The following is a 17,296-nucleotide window of genomic DNA, read 5'->3' as shown; positions in this document are numbered from 1 at the left end:
TCGGAAAATCATATGGCTCAAGAGGTACCCATGGACCTGCGCCAATTGCGCTACTTCGTCAAAGTCATCGAGTGCGGCAACATTACCCGCGCCAGTGAAGCGCTGCATATTGCGCAGCCCGCAATCAGTCAGCAGATGCGCAATCTGGAACTGGATATGGGCATGCCGTTGCTCGAACGCAGCGTGCACGGCGTAGTCGCCACGGCGGCCGGGCAGACCCTTTACCGGCACGCCATCGAGCTGCTGCGCCAAGCCGATGGCACCCGGGAAATGCTGCGCCAGGACGCCGACTTCCCCCAGGGCAAAGTCTCGGTCGGCATGCCCTCGAGTACCGCACGCATGCTGGCCATTCCCTTGGCGCGCGCGATTGGCCAGCGATATCCCGGCATCAAGCTGGAGTTGATTGACGCCCCCAGCGCCGAACTGGGGCGCCTGATCACCGTGGGGCGGGTGGCACTGGCGGTGAACGTTGATGTGGTCGAAACCCGAGGCATGGCGTTCCAGCGGCTGTTAACTGAAACACTGTATTTGGTGGCCTGGCCGGAATTTGAATTGGCCGAAGACCCGGTGTCGATTGAGGCATTGGCAAAAATGCCGCTGGTGCTGCCGTGTGCGCCGAATACCATCCGCAGCCGGGTCGAGTTTGCCCTGCAGGAGGCCGGCCTCAAATGCGAGGTTGAGTTTGAAGCCAACTCCACCGACCTGTTGTTCTCAGCCGTCAAGGCGCAGTTGGGTGTCACGATCCTGCCGTGGGCAGCGGCCCACGCCGAGTTGGTGCAACAGCGGCTCAAGCTGGCCAGGATCGATCATCGACTGTTCAAGCGCGATCTTTCACTGTGCTGGCATGACACGGTGGTCGAGAGCAATGCCGTGCAGAAGGTCAAGGCAACCATCATTGAGCTGTTCGAGGCGTTCGGGCGCCAGCCGGGGTGGGCGGACGGGCAGTGACAAGAGGCTGGGGCTCGACGCGGGCCAATAAACGGTACCATTGCCGCGCCTGGCCCACTGATCGGTTCAAATGAAGGAACAGAAGACATGATCGAAACCCGCCTGCTGCGCCAGTTCATTGCCGTGGCTGAAGAGCTGCACTTTCATAAGGCGGCGATCCGCCTGCACATGGCCCAACCGCCGCTGAGCCAGGCCATCAACCGCCTGGAGGGCAAGCTGGGGTTCAGTCTGTTCAACCGCAGCAAACGCGGGGTAAAACTGACCCCGGCCGGTGACGCGTTCCTGCACGCCGCCTATAGCACCCTCAAGGAACTGGAGTTGGGCATCGAACACGCTCGCCAAGTGTCCGAAGGGATCGCGGGCAAGCTGACAGTGACCGCCGTGTCGATCACCTACTACGAGTCGCTGCTCAATAGCCTGCGCCGGTTCCGCGAACACTTCCCCAAGGTGCAATTGATCATCAAGGAGATGCCATCCTCCAGCCAGGCCAAGGCGATTGTGGCGGGAGAAGCGGACATTGCCTTCATGCGCAAATTGCCGATTTCGGCGCAAAACGTCGAGTCGCGCCTATTGTTGGATGAAGAGATCGTGATGGCGCTGCCCGCCCATCACCCCAAGGCGGGTGCTGGCCAGATCGATTTGCGGCACTTTGCTGGCGAAGACTTCGTGTTCACCCCCCAAGCCCTGGGCACTGGCTATCACAGCCAACTTATCGCCCTGTGTGAAGCCGCCGGCTTTTACCCCAGGGTGGTACAGGAGGCCGCGCAGATCCATACCTTGATCGGCCTGGTGGCCTGTGGCTTCGGGGTCGCGTTGGTGCCTGAATCGATTGCCCACTCAATCATGCGCGACAAGGTCGTGTTTCGGCGGATCGGCCCCGTGAGCGCGACCCCCAACCCGACAATCGGCCTGTATATGAGTTGGAACACCGACAACCCATCACCGTTGCTGGACAGTTTTATCGCCATGCTCGATTTCAATCCGGCCTCGGTGCCATCGACCTGGGGTTAGTCGTCGTCAAAGGTATCAGGCAGAGACTTTTATAGTATTTCCCAGCGGGCGAGCAGCGCCCCATCATCACCTAAAGCCTCGCTCGCCCTCCTCCCGTCACTGAGTTCTTATGCCTGCCGTCATCTACATTTTTTCACTGTGTACCTTCACATTCGGCTTGTCCGAATTCGTCGTCGCCGGCCTGGTATCGGCAATCTCCATCGACCTGAGCGAGTCCATCTCGCAAGTGGGCTCGGCCATTGCAGCCTACGCCCTGGGTGCGGCCATCGGCGCCCCGGTCATCACCGCCATGCTGGCCACTTGGCGCGACAAAACCGTATTGCTCCTGACCCTCGCCGTGCTGGCCACCGGCAGCGTAGTCATCAGCCTGGCAGCAGATATCGTGACCCTACATGGCGTACGCTTCGTTATTGGCCTGGCGCACGGTGTATTCATGGCCGTGGCCTCCAACGCCGCAGTCAAGCTGGTTGACCCGCTACGGGCCGGGCGTGCGCTATCACTGGTGTGGATTGGCCTGACCCTGTCGATCGCCTTTGGCGTGCCGATCGGTACCTTTTTCGGCAGCTACTGGTCATGGCGCATGGTATTTCTGGCGATTGGCGGCCTGGGCTTGATCAGCGCCCTGGGCCTGATACTGCTGATGCGCCAACCACCCGCCGACGCACTGCACAAAGACCACGGCCTGAAACAAAGCCTCGCCGCCCTGCTGCAGCGCGAACTGTTGATGGCTGCCAGCATCGCAATGCTGGTGAGCGTGGCGACTTTCTCATTTTTTACCTTTGTGTCGCCGTTCCTGCTGGAGATCACCCGCGTTCAACCACAAGTGCTGAGTTTTGCGATGCTGGTGTTCGGTGTCTGCTCCATCCTTGGCAACGTGCTGGGCGGTTACCTCGCGGATGCATTCGACGCCGACCGATGCCTGCTCGGCGGGTTGAGCGCATTGATGTTCAACCTCTTGGGTTTGTATGTGTGGGGCGACTCGATCATCGCCACCTTGATGCTGGTGGGGCTGTTGGGGGTGGTGTTCTTTGCCATTGTGACCCTGTCGACCCTGCGCTTGCTGCGCCTGGCACACCAGCATATTCCCCAATCCAGTGCAGTGGCTTCAGGGCTCAATATTGCCGCGTTCAACCTCGGCACTGCGCTGGGTGGCATCGGGGCAGGCTGGGTGATCAGCCAGTTCGGGCTGGCCTATATACCCATTGCGGGTGCCGGCGCGGCATTAGTAGCCATGGGCGTGCTTGGGCTGCAGATGAAGCCCAAAGCAGCCGTGGACGATTGAACAGTCCCTGCCACTCAACGGTCTTGTAGGCGCTGCATTGATTGCATTGATGATGACTATCAAACCGACCGGCCTGTTTAATTGCCAATGCTGGTTCCTATAATCGCCTCCACATTCTCCCCCGGCCTGGCTTCAGGCTGCATTCCCCCCGGATTTCAACACCATGCCAAGTGCCCACCAGGCCCCTCGCAGCCTTCCCGAACATAATCAACAGAGTGTCAAACAGCAGTGGCTGGCGATTCTCTCCGTGGCTGTAGGTGCCTTCGCCCTGGTAACCAGCGAGTTTCTGCCGGTGGGTGTGCTCAATGATGTTGCCAGTGACTTGGGTATCACTGCCGGTCACGCCGGGCTGATGGTGACCCTGCCCGGCATCATGGCCGCCCTCGCCGCGCCTTTGCTGTCGGTCAGCATTGGCACCATGGACCGTCGCTATTTATTGATCGGCCTGACGCTGATCATGATCATCGCCAACTCGGTGGTGGCTTTTGCCAGCGACTTTGGCCTGCTGCTGTTGGGCCGCGTACTGCTGGGCATCAGCATCGGCGGCTTCTGGGCGACCGCCATCGCTCTCAGCGGCCGGCTGGCGCCCAAGGGTGTGGGCGTCGCCCAGGCGACTTCGATCATCATGGTCGGCGTGACCCTCGCCACCGTGCTGGGCGTGCCCGTAGGCACCTGGCTTAGCGGCCTGATGGGCTGGCGCATGACCTTCCTGGTCACCGCGCTGATGGGCGTCCCGGTCCTCCTGGCGCAGATATTTCTGCTGCCACGACTCAACCCGGAGAAAGCCATCCACATCCGCGACCTGCCCGCCTTGTTTATCAACCCCCAAGCGCGGGTCGGATTGATCGCAGTATTGCTGATCGGCCTGGCGCACTTTGCCGCGTACACCTATGTGGCGCCGTTCTTCAAGCACAGTGCCGGCTTCGACGGCCCGACGATTGGCTCGTTGCTGTTGCTCTTCGGCGTGGCTGGGGTCGCGGGTAATATTTTTGCCGGCTTTGCCGCCAACCGCAGCGTACGTCACACCCTGTTGCTGGTGGCGCTGATGATAGGCACCAGCACCGCCCTGTTCCCCCACTTCGCCACCGGCATGACCGGCGCGGCCATGTTGATTGGGCTCTGGGGTTTTGCCTTCGGCGCCTTCCCGGCCTGTGCCAGTATCTGGATGTTTGTCGTGGCGCCCAAGGATGTCGAACGCGGCATGCCGCTCTTCGTCGCCCTGTTCCAGGTGATTATTGCCCTGGGTTCATTCTTTGGTGGGCGGATCGTCGACCAGTTGGGCAGCTCGGTGCTCCTGAGCCTCGCCACGGTGCTGGTGGGCTTGGGTTTTGTGACCGTGCTGGTGCTGGGACGCAATGTCAGCAACAGCCTTGCGGCCCAGCCCTGCTGAGCAGTGAAACCTGGCTCTCCCCTCAGGCGGGGGAGCCTACTCGATTTTACGGGACAGCCTGACTTTGGCTTTGCCGATGGGAAACTCTTGCGCGCCCGCCCTTAATGCCAGGGAAACCCGGGTGTTTTGCGCGTCAACCTTCACCAGCAGGTCTATGTCTTTTTGTTTGCCCAGTTTCTGGAAAACATCGAAGATTTCTTTTTCATCGAATGCGTCAATCCAGACGCCATACCGGCTGTTGCCATTGCGCCAATAGAACCCGCAGAACGTTGGAATGGCACGTTTTACATAGTGATTGTCGAGTAGGGCCTTTCCGAAAAGATTCTCCTGCTCGCCGTTGTAGGCGCTGAATCCGAAATCTAGCCATTCGCCTTGCTGCAGCACAACGACAGGCTTCCAGCTGTATTTCTCCCGGTAGGTGTCGTAGATGTTTGCCGGGGGATAGCCCTGCGTGGCTATTTTTTGCCGGATATCGGCACTGAAGGTCTTATAGGATGGATCATTGAGCATGCGGTCTGCATAGCCGTCTTTGAACATGTACTGGGCATTGCTGTAGGCGCTCTCCTTGGTAAGCGTTGTGGCCTGCGCTTGAAAGACTCCCACTTCCTTCTGGTTTCCCGCCCCGCTCATCCAGAGCACCACCCTGCCCTGTGGCGCCAACCCCACGATAAACGTGCTGTAGGTGTCTTTTTTATGGGTGTCTTGATCAACAAAGCCCTCATCCAGGAGGCTCTTTATTTTCAGTGGGTCCAAGTTCCATTGGCCGCTATAGAACGTTCTCTCCACCAGCGAGTACCACGTGAATTCCAGTTGATAGGGCACTGCCTTTTTTTCCAGCGCCGTGGTCATGGTTCCGCCCGGACTCCCCCAACCGGTGTTCTGTGTGCCCCAGATCGCATCAAAACCGTAGGTAAAGCCCTCAGCGACCAGGGCGCCACGGTAAACCTCCATGGGGTATTCCTGTGGTGCAGAGACAGTTCCCGTCCAGCTATAGGTTTCAGGCATGTCTTTACTCTTGCACGCCGCCATGGAAAAACAGAACAAGACCGCAGCGATCACGGTTATCGGGCTTTTTAGTGTCACGCACTGCCACCTCATGATTGCCTCACAGGAACATCACCAGCCACTGCACCTGCCTCTCCGGGAATCAGCACCATGCTCTGGGGCGAAGACAATGTAATCCCCATGTCCTGCAGGCGCGCAAGCAGGATGAACAGCAAGTCGCTGCGGGTGCCGGACACCGAGCGTGGGCTGTTGACGTAGCCGCTGACCCCAATGATCAAGCCATCCCTGGCCAGGTCCTTGAACGTGACCGAAGGTGCGGGAGTGTCGAGAATCGCCTCGTGCTCGGTAAACGACTGCATCAGCAGTTCGCGAACCTTCAGTACATCGGTATCCAGCGGCAAGGTAAGGGTGATGCTCACCACGCCGAGCGCGTTGCCCATGGTGACGTTGCGCACGTTTTGCGAGATGAACTGCGAGTTCGGCACAATCACCGTCGAGCGGTCGGACATCTGGATCTCGGTCGCCCTGACGTTGATCCGGCGAATATCGCCCTCCACGCCCCCCAGGCTGACCCAATCGCCGACCTTCACCGGCCGTTCGGTGAGCAGGATCAGCCCGGAGATGAAGTTCTGCACAATCGCCTGCAAACCGAAGCCGATGCCCACCGACAAAGCACTGACCACCCAGGTCAGGCTGGTCAGGTTGATCCGCAGGGTGGACATCACCAGCAGACTCAACAACACAAAACCGAGGTAACCCACCAGGGTCACCAGGGACGCGCGCATGCCGGCATCCATGTTGGTTTCCGGCAGCAACCGCTCACTCAGCCAGCGCTTCAAGGTGCGCACGGCGAACAAGCCGACGACAAACATCAGCAGCGCAATGAGGATGTCCTGGGGAACGATCTGCAGGTTACCCAGGGTCTTGCTGGATTCGCCCAGTTGGCTGAAGCCCTGGAGCAACTCACTGGGGCTGGAGCCCGCTGGAAGGAAGGCCGCCATCACGGCGGTGAGCAACAGCAAGGTACGGCCGACGCCCGCCAGCACCGTGCACGCCTGGGCCTGGTGCCGTGGCGACAGCCCCAGGGCGTTGGCCAGTGCCAGGCCGCTGGGCTGCCTGGGCGAAAGCAGGGTTTCACAGACGTCACCAAAAAAGGCGATCAACAGGTAGGCCGTGGCCGCCACGACGCTGACCCACAACAGTTTGACGGTAAGGAAGTAGGCCAGGGACAGATACCCGGTGAACAACGCGAGGACAATCACCGCCACCCACATCGATGCGACAAAGGGCAACATGCCGGCGAGCCCACCCGGGCGCTGCAACTCAAGTTTTTTGCGCACGTGGCGCACGCGCAGCAACGCGGCGATGAAGATCAGCGCGGTGGTCAGGGCGGTCAGGCCATTGAGCGCTACGGTCAGCGCCAGGCTGGCCCCCGTGACATTGTTGATCCGCTCCTCGGTCGCCACCAGCATCAGCGCCACCGCCAGAATCGCCGGGAAAGGCCCCAGGGCACTGGCGATTTCATCGGCAATGGCCGGCAACCGCCAGGACGGGCGTGGCAGCATCAGCAAGGCGCGTCCAAGGCCGGCAATAAATGCACAGAATGTAGCCAGGGTGACCAAGTGATCGGACAGCCGGCCCAGGTTTTCACTCAGGACCGCATTGCTTTCCAGGCCCCAGCGCATCAGCGAGACGGCCCCCATGATCGTCAGGATCGACGATAAGCCTACCGCCACCGCCAACGTGCTGCGCCGCAGGCGCCCCTCCGGCAGCCAACGGATCATCGCCCAGGTAAGCAGATGCTCGAGCAGTCGCCGGCCGAAACTCCAGATCAGTACCGCCACCAACAGCGTGCTGAAGAACGCCCAGCGGTGCTCCGGGCTGATGGCACTCTTGAGGGCAACGATGCCTTCGGCCTTGAGGTTGTCCAGGCGCTGCAGGTCTTCAGCGGTGGGGCGGATCAGGGTCGACCAGAATGTGGGACTGAAGGGCGAATCGGTACGGGAGGTGACCTGGGAATTGAACAGATTGCGCCGCAGGTTGACGATCTGCGCGGCGAGTTCGCGGCTCGTCTGGCTCAGTTGCTTGGCGTGCTGCTCATCCTCAAGCAGGCTGTTCTTTTTTCGGGTCAGGGCATCCCGCTGCTCGGTGAGGCTCTGCGCCTCTCCCGGCTGGGCCGCGCCCAATACCTTGAGTTGATCGTCAATGCGCTCCATCTCGGTGGCGCGCACCGTGAGCAATGCCCCGGCCAGTTGTTGCACCTGCAGTGCGCCCTGTCGAAATTCCGCCAGCTTTTCGTCACTGGTACTGATGGGGACACTCTGGCGAATCAGCTCAAGCTGCTGGCCAAGCTGCTTGAGGTTGGCGTCTTCGGGCAACAGCACCAGGCTGTCGACGACCTCTACTGGCGCCGGCGTGGCGGCCGCATCTGCCCATCCCGGCAGGCTGATAGCCATAACCATGGCCAGCAAGGCCTGGCAGATGACGCCCCTATAAATTCGCCGCATCAATTCACCCTTTTCTGTCTTTTTTCCATTGGCATTATGGACCGCCACGGCAGAAAGGAAATTCCGCCCTGGCGGTAAAAGAGTAGATGCGGCGTTTTCCTCTCAGTCAACCAGTGTGGCCCTGGGCGCCAATGCCCACGGCGCCTGCAAGCGCTGCGGGGTCTGGCAGGTTTTGCGCTTGAACACGAAGTTGCGGCACTTCTCGGCAAACTGCTGGCGGTTTTCCACCATATCCAACCGCATCTGTGCCAGCTCGTTTTCGCGGCAGCGCTCAATCTGCGCAAGGTTCATGTTCGATTTGCGCGCACGATGCAGGGCGTATCTTTCATCGGTCAACGCGTCACTGGCCTGTTGCAGCAGCCATAAGCCAAATGCCCGTGGGCAGCGTGGGCCGATGTCCTGGACCATTCCCCAGTGCCGGGCCTGGAGGGCGCTGATCGGCAGGCATTCTTCGACAAGCTTGTGGGCGACTTCACTGCCGACCGCCCGAGGCAGGCTGTAGGTCCAGTATTCGGAGCCATACAAACCCATGGTCTTGTAATGCGGATTAAGGACCACACCCGCCCGGGCGAAGACGATGTCGGCCGCCAGCGCCAGCATCACACCGCCGGCTCCGGCGCTGCCCGTCAGGCCACTGACCACCAGTTGCCGGGCCGTCAGCAGCTCGCGGCAGACATCGTCGATGGCCTGGATATTGGCCCAGGCTTCCAACCCTGGCACTTCGGCCGCCTGAATCACGTTGAGGTGCACACCATTGGAAAAGCTCCCGCGCCCTCCCCTGACCAGCAGCACCTGGGTGTCCCGAGCCTTGGCCCAGCGCAACGCTGCGACCAGCCGCTGGCACTGTTCAGTGCTCATGGCACCGTTGTAGAACTCGAAGGTCAGCTCGCCCACATGACCGGTTTCTCGGTAACGAATCGGCTGATACGCCATCTCGTCGAAGCCTTGGTTGGCGAGCGAGCCGTCCAGCACCGGCACATCAGCCAGTTGCCCGGCTAACACATGGCGGGCCGGTAACTTGAAGGTTTCCTCGCCGGGCAAGGCCTTGCGCTTGAGCGAGCCGAGCCACAGGCTGTGATCGCCGGCAGCAACCAATACCGCGTCGTCCTGTACCGCAAGGATCTCGCCCGGCGTGCCGCGGCGCGCATCCAGGTGCGCGTCATACAGGTAATACTGCCCGCCGGCGAGGCTGGCCAACACCCCGGGCTGGCCGTCAGCGGCGTCGATACTGCGCTTGATAAACCGTGCGCAATCGTACCAACTGAAGGTGCGGTCAGCCTGCTTCATATTCGGCTGCAAACGCCCAGCGACGTCGGGCTGCGTGTAATCGAGGGGCGTGGGCACGAACCCCCTGGCGAATTTCTCCACCACATCGCGGATGCAAGAGATCACCGCGTCACTCACCAGGCCGTTGTACAACTCGGATTTGCGCACGTCGGCGGGCATGTCGAACTCGCAGGTCGACCAGATCGGACCGGCGTCCATTTCCTCCACCGCCTGCAAGGCCGTGACGCCCCAGCGCCTGACTTGCTGGGTGATGGCCCAGTCCAGCGCGCTGGCGCCACGGTCGCCGACGATGCCCGGATGAATGATCACCACCGGGCGCTCAGGATTGCTCCAGAGTTGTTGCGGTACGCGGTCCTTGAGAAACGGACAAATCACCAGGTCCGCCGCCGATGCCTCGATCTGCCGACATACCGAGGCTTCATCGGTGAACAGCACCACACTGGGCGCGTGCCCCAACTGGCGTAAGTCCAGCCAGGCCCGCTGGGTCAAACCGTTGAACGCCGATGACAACAACATGATCTTCAATGACTGCATGACTGACTCTTCCTTGAGAATGCATGGCCGCAGGCTCCTTGAGCCATCCTTGGCCTTATATGGAAGTGCCAGAGTAGAGGGAGTATCGGGGGAGGCAGATGATCGAGGTCAATCTTGTGTCAGCACATCGGCTTGATTTGAGTGGCGTTCATGTTAGCCAATGCACCCAGCTTGACCCGCTCAGCAGCTACCCGCCTGATCTTGCTGATGTACTGGTTGCTTGGGCTGCAGGCGTAGCCTCCTGACACCTTGTGACGGCTTTCTAAACGTGGGAAATACAAAAGCCGGGAGACAATCTCCCGGCTTTTTATTGATAAAAATCTGATCTCGCGCCAGCCCTGCGGGGCTACGCCGGCAACGATCAGCTGGATATCCCTTGCGGCAGATGCTCACCCGGATACCCGGCGTCACTCAGCACCGTGAGCAGCGTGTGCGCATCCAGAGTGCTGTCAATCACGACCACACGTGTGGGCGGATCAGTTTTGATCTGGGCCTGCGGGTCTACGCCCAGCAGTACCCGGGTAACGGACCTGGCGCAGCCGCCACAGGTCATGTTTGGTATGAAAAAACGCAGCATGTGGAACTCCTGAAGTTGCTCTGAAGAGTGAATGTGAGCCTTGCCAGCGCTTACAAATGCATCTGCATCGCGGCGCGATGCTGGGATGAGGCCGCCGTATCCCCCCCAAACCGGGGGGGATTCTGAGGAGCCCTGGGGCGCAGTTCCATCGCCACGGCGGCTGTGCGCTGTGCCAAACCGGCAATGATCGGGCAATCCGGACGATCGTTGCCATGGCATTGCTCGGCCAGCTGTTCAAGGGTTTGCGCCATGGCCTGCAGGTCAGCAATCTTTGCCTTCAACCCGGCCACATGGGACAGGGCCATGGCCTTGACGTCGATACAGCCGCGGTCAGGGTCGCCCCACAAAACCAGCAACTCGGAGATCTGCCTGACCGAAAAGCCAAGGTCACGCGCGCGGCGAATGAAACGCAGGTTTTGCACATCCTGTGAACCGTAGTTTCGATAGCCGGCATCAGACCGGCTGACCTTGGGTACCAAACCAATCTGTTCGTAGTACCGAATCGACTTAGCCGAAACGCCGGAGAACTTGGCTGCTTGACCGATATTCATCATTCTCTCCTCCTGAGGGAACCTATCAACTACTCACCGCAAATTCGGGAACTCACCTGCACACGGCGCATGAGTACGCTTGGCCGTGTCCTTAAACAATCACGCTCGGATGAGGTTCACTGGCCATTACAGCCTCCTCAATCGTGTTCAAACCCAAGCCTGATATCAGTGCTCATTCGCTAGGCGGGGCTTGGCCAATGCCGCCCCACCCACTGGCGCCTCGGCGCTGCTCTCTACTGTCATCGGTGCTCGGAAGCGCTTGAGCCGCAGTGCGTTGCCAAGCACGAAGATACTGGAGAGCGCCATCGCCGCCGCGGCGAAGATCGGCGACAGCAGCGTGCCGTTCAGCGGGTACAGAACGCCCGCCGCAACCGGTATCAACAACGCGTTGTAGGCGAAGGCCCAGAACAGGTTCTGCTTGATGTTGCGGATCGTCGCCTGGCTGAGGGCGATGGCGTTCGGCACGCCGCGCAAGTCGCCCGACATCAGCACCACGTCAGCGGCTTCGATGGCCACATCGGTGCCGGTGCCGATGGCAAGCCCGACGTCTGCTTCGGCGAGTGCCGGTGCGTCGTTGATCCCGTCACCCACAAAGGCGACTCGCGCCCCCTTGCTGCGAAACCTCTTCAGCGCCGCGACCTTACCGTCGGGCAACACCTCGGCCGCCACCTCATCGATGCCCAGTTGCCTGGCGATTGCCGCTGCCGTGGCCGCATTGTCACCGGTGATCATCGCCACCCTGAGCCCCAGCGCGTGCAGGGCCCTGATCGCTTCGGGCGTGGTCTCCTTGATGGGATCGGCAACCGCGATCACCGCCGCCAGGCGGCCATCAATCGCTGCATAGAGCGGGCTTTTGCCTTGCTCGCCGAGACGCTGGGCAGTCGACTGGAAGCCCGTCACATCAAGGCCCAGTTGCGTCATGAACCGGTCAGCCCCCACAGAGACCGTGCGCGCGGCGACCTTCGCCGTCACGCCAAAGCCCGGTACGGCGTCGAAGGCCTCAATCGGTGCAAGCGTGATGCCCTTGCTCTTTGCCGCGCTGACAATCGCTTCGGCAATCGGATGTTCGGAGCGTGTCTCCACCGCCGCGACAAGTGCCAATACTTCGTCGTAGTCAAAGCCCTCGGCGGGAACCAGGTCGGTCAACTCAGGCCGGCCCTTGGTCAGCGTGCCAGTCTTGTCGAGGGCGATAATCGACACATCGCGTAGCGCCTGCAATGCCTCGCCCTTGCGGAAAAGCACCCCGAGCTCGGCTGCGCGGCCCGTGCCGACCATGATCGAGGTCGGCGTGGCCAGCCCCATGGCACAGGGGCAGGCAATAATAAGCACCGCTACCGCGTTGACCAACGCGAACGTCAGCGCCGGCGTCGGGCCAAAAATCAGCCAGACCAGGAAGGTCACCGTGGCCGCCGCCATCACCGCCGGGACAAACCACATCGTGACCTTATCCACCAGTGCCTGGATCGGCAGCTTGGAGCCCTGCGCCTCTTCCACCAGGCGAATAATCTGCGCGAGGACGGTGTTGGCCCCCACTTTGGTCACCCGGAAACTGAACGCACCGGTCTTGTTGATCGTGCCGCCAACGACTTCGGCGCCTACGCTTTTGGACACAGGTACCGGTTCGCCGCTGATCATGCTCTCGTCAACGTACGAGGTGCCTTCAATCACCTCGCCGTCGACCGGGACCTTCTCCCCCGGACGGACGAAGACAATGTCGCCGGCCGTCACCTGATCAAGGGCAACTTCCAACATTTCGCCATTGCGCTCCACGCGCGCGGTCTTCGCCTGGAGACCGACCAGCCGCTTGATCGCCTGTGAGGTTCGCCCCTTGGCGCGCGCCTCCAACGTGCGGCCCAGCAGGATCAGGGTCACAATCACCGCTGCGGCTTCGAAATAGACGTTGGCGGTGCCCTGCGGCAGAACCTCGGGAATAAACGTCGCGACCAACGAATAACCGTAAGCCGCCGCGGTGCCCACAGAGACTAGCGAGTTCATGTCTGGCGCCCCTCGCAGCAACGCCGGTACGCCTTTGCGGAAAAACCGCAGCCCTGGGCCGAACAACACGAGGGTGGCCAGCGCGAACTGTACATACCAGTTCGTCTGCTGCCCCATGACCCCCATCACCCAATGGTGCATGGCAGGGATAAGGTGCGAACCCATCTCAAGGATGAAGACCGGCAATGTGAGGAGCGCTGCAATCAACATGGAGCGCTGCAACTCCCGAGCTTCGCTGTCGCGCCGCGCGGCGTCCTGGTCGCCCTCGCTCGGCGACTCGGCGGACAAGCGGCGGGCCTTGTAGCCGGCCTGCTCCACTGCTGCTTCAAGGTCTGCCGTGGAGACTGCGCCGCCCAAGTGGCGCACCCGGGCACGCTCGGTGGCCAGGTTAACCGTGGCTTCGAGCACGCCGGGGATTTTAGCCAGGGCCTTTTCGACCCGGCCCACACATGACGCACAGGTCATGCCTTCTATCGCAAGATGAGTCGTCTCTTCACGCACGCTGTAGCCTGCGCTCTCGATGGCACGCACCGCCGCCTGGGGATCGGGCGCCCCGGTGAAGGTGATGCTGGCATGCTCGGTGGCAAGATTGACGGCGGCCGTGTGCACGCCAGGCACCGCTTTCAGCGCGCGCTCGACCCGACCGACGCAGGATGCGCACGTCATGCCCTCGACCGGCAGACTCAGGCGCACCTCCCGCGAACTGGATGGGTTGGACCCCTGCTGATGGGAAACCGTAGCCATTGCAATACCCCTTGAATGTTACTGATGAAGCAAGCCTGAAGCTTCCCATGATGGAAAGGTCAAGGCTTTTGCGTCATCTGTTTCGCCAGGTTGGCGTTTGGTGTGACAGCTGGACTGCGGAGGACGTTACCGCACGCAGATCGTAAGAGCCTGCGCGCGGACCTTGAGCGATACCGGCAACCGCTCTAGACCGGCCTCTGATGAGTTCGACTGCCATCAAAACCACTGAGCCTGAGGCTCTGAGTGCATGATATCTTCACCCCTCGAACGCTGGTTTTTCCAGTTCAGTCTCACCTCACCAAGGGCGACCCATGCCGGCGATTATTCGCGTTGCTGTACCGGAAGATGCGCAACGCCTGCCTGCCATCGAAATTTCCGCAGCTCAAGCCTTCCGCATGATTGATGGGTTGAGTTGGCTGGCTGAATCACCCCCGATGTCCGTTGAGCAACATCGCCAACGTATCGCGCTCTCGACCTGCTGGGTCGCCCTGGACGCCGAAAACCGGCCGCAAGGTTTTCTCAGCGCTGCGCGCCACGGCAATGACTTACACATCTATGAGTTATCCGTGATGCACGCGGTGCAGGGACAAGGTTGGGGGCGGCGTCTGGTTGAGGCCGCAAAGGACTATGCCCGCGCCAACAGACTGAGTTTCGTAACGCTCACGACATTCACGAGCGTGCCATGGAACGCCCCCTTTTATGCCCGCCTGGGATTCCAGATCAAAGCCACCGCAGACCTGAATCAGAGGCTAGCGGCCATAGTGAGCGAGGAGTACCAGCACGGATTCGCGCCGGGCAGTCGGTGTGCCATGGCATGGCCAGTGGCTTAAGGCGTTTACGCTGTAAACGTCCCGCTGACACTCCTTGTGAACAAGCGGGGACGTTTTTATCGTCACCGATGAGCTCTTAGCGTAGTGACGGTGATGGCTTCACCGTTTGCTGGGACGGGAGATACCTTGATATTTCGATTACATCCGTACGGACGGCGGACGGCTGACCAGCAAGGTTGCGGGCATAGCTGCACAATGTGATGGGGAGCTGTGACACCTGGTAAGGGTTGCCGCCGTTGGCCAATGCATAGCGGACGTCGTCGATGTCTTGGCACAAAGCCCGTTCTGAAGCATCCACGTAGAAGTAGTGATGGGTGAAGTCTGTGGTTTGGTCGTCCCAGTTGACGTTGTAGCTCAGGCTGATCTGCGGTGTCGGCGTTGGGGCGGTCAAAAATACGGAGTGTGTGAAAACATTGTGGAGCAAGGCTGGCGTCAGGGGCTCGCTGCGGTTTTGTATCCCAATGATGCACAACACATGGGCCCCCAGCGCCGGCCCGATCGCCTGGTTGATGTAACCATCCGTTGACGCTACGGCGTTGTGATAGTCGCTGGGAGATCGACACTCCCTGACCTCGCGCACGGCCTTGAATCGATAGTAGGGATCGTTGACCGAGAATCTGATGTTCCACGTGGGCCAAATACTGAGCCCGTTCACACCCTGCTGCAAATGCACGTAGGGGTTGAGTTTCCAAGGCTCTTCAAGGACGAGTTCGACGGATTTCAGTTGGCAGTCCCGCGTGTTATTCAAGAACTGGCCATCGACAAAACAATGATGAAGGTCGTTCGCTGGATAGCTATAGTTAAACTTGGCCGCTTCACACGCGGAGGTATTCAGACAGTTGCTGAGGATGTCCTTTTTGATGACAGCAGCGACCTTGCTGACAATGCCAGTAATTTCGTTGGTACCCCGATCGAGCATCGGGCTCCCGGAGCTTCCGTACTGAAGGTCTTGGCAACGGTTTTTCATGGCGCCAGGAAATACACCGGGATGCTCGACAAAGCTATTTGTTGCCGTTTCCTTGCACGCACTCATGCGTAAGCCTTTTTGGCGAAACCCGGTCGGGGATCCGACATTGATGACCTCCCGCTCTCCAGTGTGCTGATGAGCCGCGAGCTTGAGTGGCATGACCCCCTCTGCAATGAGGGCAGCCAATGGCGCATCAAGCTCCAGAACCGCCAGATCAGTGCCGACCATACTGCTCCAATGCGCTGTTTTAATGCGAAATTTCCGGTGTTGCGCGGGAGTATCGTGGAAATAGTTGAAGGTGATGCTCGCCTCTACGGTTTGGTTGATAGAAGCCGTGCCGTAGCTGAAGTAAACACAATGCCCACTCGTCAGTACATAGGCGGGGCCAACGGTTTTATTCTGCCGGTCGCGAGTATCCAGCAGAACCGCATTGCAGCTTTGCCCGATTGCATTTTTCATAAGTCCAATGCCGGACCACAGCCCATAGCGCAGGTCGTGGTTCTGCAACGCCACAGACGGGTCCTGTTCGGTCAGTCCTTCAGCCAGATCCCTGCCGTGGGTTTGTCCGGCAGTACAAGAAACCAAAAGAAATAGAAAGGGGATAAAACAACGGGTCAGCATGATAGAGCCTCGAAGTGTTGCAACAGTGATTTGCGCTGAATTTACTCAGCACTTCTCACTGATGTGACATATCGGGTTGCTACAATGAACGACCGAGGAAGTACTCATGCACGTGCCAACAACGCCCGCGTGAAGCCGTCACCACCAGAGACCGGCCGTCAATGTTGCAAGGGTGTAGTCTTGGCCTACCGGACGGCTGCATCTGAAAGCGCCCTGCTTCCAGCCTTCTGAAGGTTGGGCTCAGGGCGAGATGTTCAGCAAATGACTCGCCGGGCTCCGGCAGCAATCCGATCTCGAAGCCCCCCATTTTCATGGACTAGATTCTGGACTAAAAACGTCCGGATACTCGCGGCTTTCGAGGGATGTCAGCGCAACGAAAAAAGACGCCGAAGCGTCAATATCGGGGACAGGGTTAATCCTTCGGGTCATGCGTCATGAGTTACCCCTGGCAAGGACGCGACTGCAGGTATCAATGTGAAAGTTGCTGAAGGTCAAACCAGCAAATTAGACACCGCGTCCCCCTACGGGCGCCGTCACACCCGCCAGGTTCTCTGGTTTCACGGTCTATACACACTAAAAAAAGCTGTACGAATAGTTCAGGAAAACCCGGAGTTGATCCTGATCCTGCAATGCAGTGCCGGAACCATGATACTGAGCGTAGCGAACCGTTCCACCCAAGCCTTTGAAGGTGCCCGATTGGATTACATAATCCAAGCGAACGTTGCGTTCCCACTCATTCAGGTCGTGCCCGACCCCGGAAGTTGCTTTGATCTGATGACCACGCAGATAGGTCAACGAGGCCTTTAACCCTGGTACTCCACTCGCTGCGAAGTCATACAGGTACTGTCCGAAATTGGTCTTCTCGCCTGCGCGGACGAATGACCCAGCCATTTGATTGGTGAACAAGTAGAAACTCGAACTGAATCGCCCCGGGTTTCGTAGACACCTCCATGCCTTAAACTGAGGCCAATCAGGAGGTGCCATGAGCAACCCACGTTATCCCGAAGAATTCAAAATCCAAGCGGTCAATCAAGTGACCGAAAAGAA

At 59.8% G+C, this 17,296-nt stretch carries 12 protein-coding genes and 1 pseudogene; 5 read left to right on the top strand and 8 right to left on the bottom strand.

Annotated features, from left to right (window positions below):
* Positions 1-12: 12 nt before the first annotated feature.
* The 4 genes from HBR93_RS15455 to HBR93_RS15440 all read left to right on the top strand — a co-directional run bounded on the left by HBR93_RS15455 (position 13) and on the right by HBR93_RS15440 (position 4,631).
* On the top strand, positions 13-948 hold the full coding sequence (locus HBR93_RS15455) for a LysR substrate-binding domain-containing protein (RefSeq protein ID WP_262377308.1): 936 nt from the start codon (positions 13-15) through the stop codon (positions 946-948).
* Between the two features lie 87 nt (positions 949-1,035).
* On the top strand, positions 1,036-1,959 hold the full coding sequence (locus tag HBR93_RS15450) for a LysR family transcriptional regulator (protein ID WP_169960629.1): 924 nt from the start codon (positions 1,036-1,038) through the stop codon (positions 1,957-1,959).
* A gap of 109 nt (positions 1,960-2,068) precedes the next feature.
* Positions 2,069-3,241, top strand: a complete 1,173-nt coding sequence (locus HBR93_RS15445) for an MFS transporter (protein WP_169960628.1) — start codon at positions 2,069-2,071, stop codon at positions 3,239-3,241.
* A 163-nt stretch (positions 3,242-3,404) separates the two neighbouring features.
* Entirely contained in the window at positions 3,405-4,631 is a 1,227-nt protein-coding gene (locus tag HBR93_RS15440) for an MFS transporter (protein ID WP_057444027.1), read from the top strand.
* A 36-nt stretch (positions 4,632-4,667) separates the two neighbouring features.
* Here the strand turns inward: HBR93_RS15440 and HBR93_RS15435 are convergent, their stop codons facing one another.
* From HBR93_RS15435 to HBR93_RS15410, 6 genes are all read right to left on the bottom strand, one after another.
* Positions 4,668-5,636 (bottom strand): DUF2931 family protein, encoded by a 969-nt coding sequence (locus HBR93_RS15435; protein WP_222932496.1) that lies wholly within the window; start codon positions 5,634-5,636, stop codon positions 4,668-4,670.
* An 89-nt stretch (positions 5,637-5,725) separates the two neighbouring features.
* Positions 5,726-8,143, bottom strand: coding sequence for a DUF3772 domain-containing protein (locus tag HBR93_RS15430; protein WP_057959279.1), 2,418 nt, complete (start codon positions 8,141-8,143; stop codon positions 5,726-5,728).
* A gap of 102 nt (positions 8,144-8,245) precedes the next feature.
* On the bottom strand, positions 8,246-9,964 hold the full coding sequence (locus tag HBR93_RS15425) for a hydrogenase maturation protein (RefSeq protein WP_169960626.1): 1,719 nt from the start codon (positions 9,962-9,964) through the stop codon (positions 8,246-8,248).
* Positions 9,965-10,325: 361 nt separating this feature from the next.
* Positions 10,326-10,541, bottom strand: a complete 216-nt coding sequence (locus HBR93_RS15420) for a heavy-metal-associated domain-containing protein (RefSeq protein WP_169960625.1) — start codon at positions 10,539-10,541, stop codon at positions 10,326-10,328.
* A 50-nt stretch (positions 10,542-10,591) separates the two neighbouring features.
* Positions 10,592-11,092 (bottom strand): Cu(I)-responsive transcriptional regulator, encoded by a 501-nt coding sequence (gene cueR / locus HBR93_RS15415; protein ID WP_169960624.1) that lies wholly within the window; start codon positions 11,090-11,092, stop codon positions 10,592-10,594.
* 165 nt (positions 11,093-11,257) lie between these two features.
* Positions 11,258-13,831, bottom strand: coding sequence for a heavy metal translocating P-type ATPase (locus tag HBR93_RS15410; protein WP_169960623.1), 2,574 nt, complete (start codon positions 13,829-13,831; stop codon positions 11,258-11,260).
* 311 nt (positions 13,832-14,142) lie between these two features.
* On the opposite strand from HBR93_RS15410, the gene HBR93_RS15405 reads away from it, so the two are divergent.
* A complete protein-coding gene (locus HBR93_RS15405; protein WP_169960622.1) occupies positions 14,143-14,661 on the top strand; it encodes a GNAT family N-acetyltransferase in 519 nt (172 codons plus the stop codon).
* A gap of 76 nt (positions 14,662-14,737) precedes the next feature.
* Here HBR93_RS15405 and HBR93_RS15400 read toward each other — a convergent pair whose 3' ends face one another.
* Positions 14,738-16,249, bottom strand: a complete 1,512-nt coding sequence (locus HBR93_RS15400; RefSeq protein ID WP_169960621.1) for a trypsin-like serine protease — start codon at positions 16,247-16,249, stop codon at positions 14,738-14,740.
* 573 nt (positions 16,250-16,822) lie between these two features.
* Positions 16,823-17,167 (bottom strand): annotated as a pseudogene (locus tag HBR93_RS15395) (OprD family outer membrane porin); the annotation flags it as partial.
* Positions 17,168-17,296: the final 129 nt, after the last annotated feature.

Source organism: Pseudomonas sp. WS 5411 (assembly GCF_012985595.1).
Lineage (GTDB): Bacteria > Pseudomonadota > Gammaproteobacteria > Pseudomonadales > Pseudomonadaceae > Aquipseudomonas > Aquipseudomonas shahriarae.
This window is presented reverse-complemented; position numbering and strand designations above follow the sequence as displayed.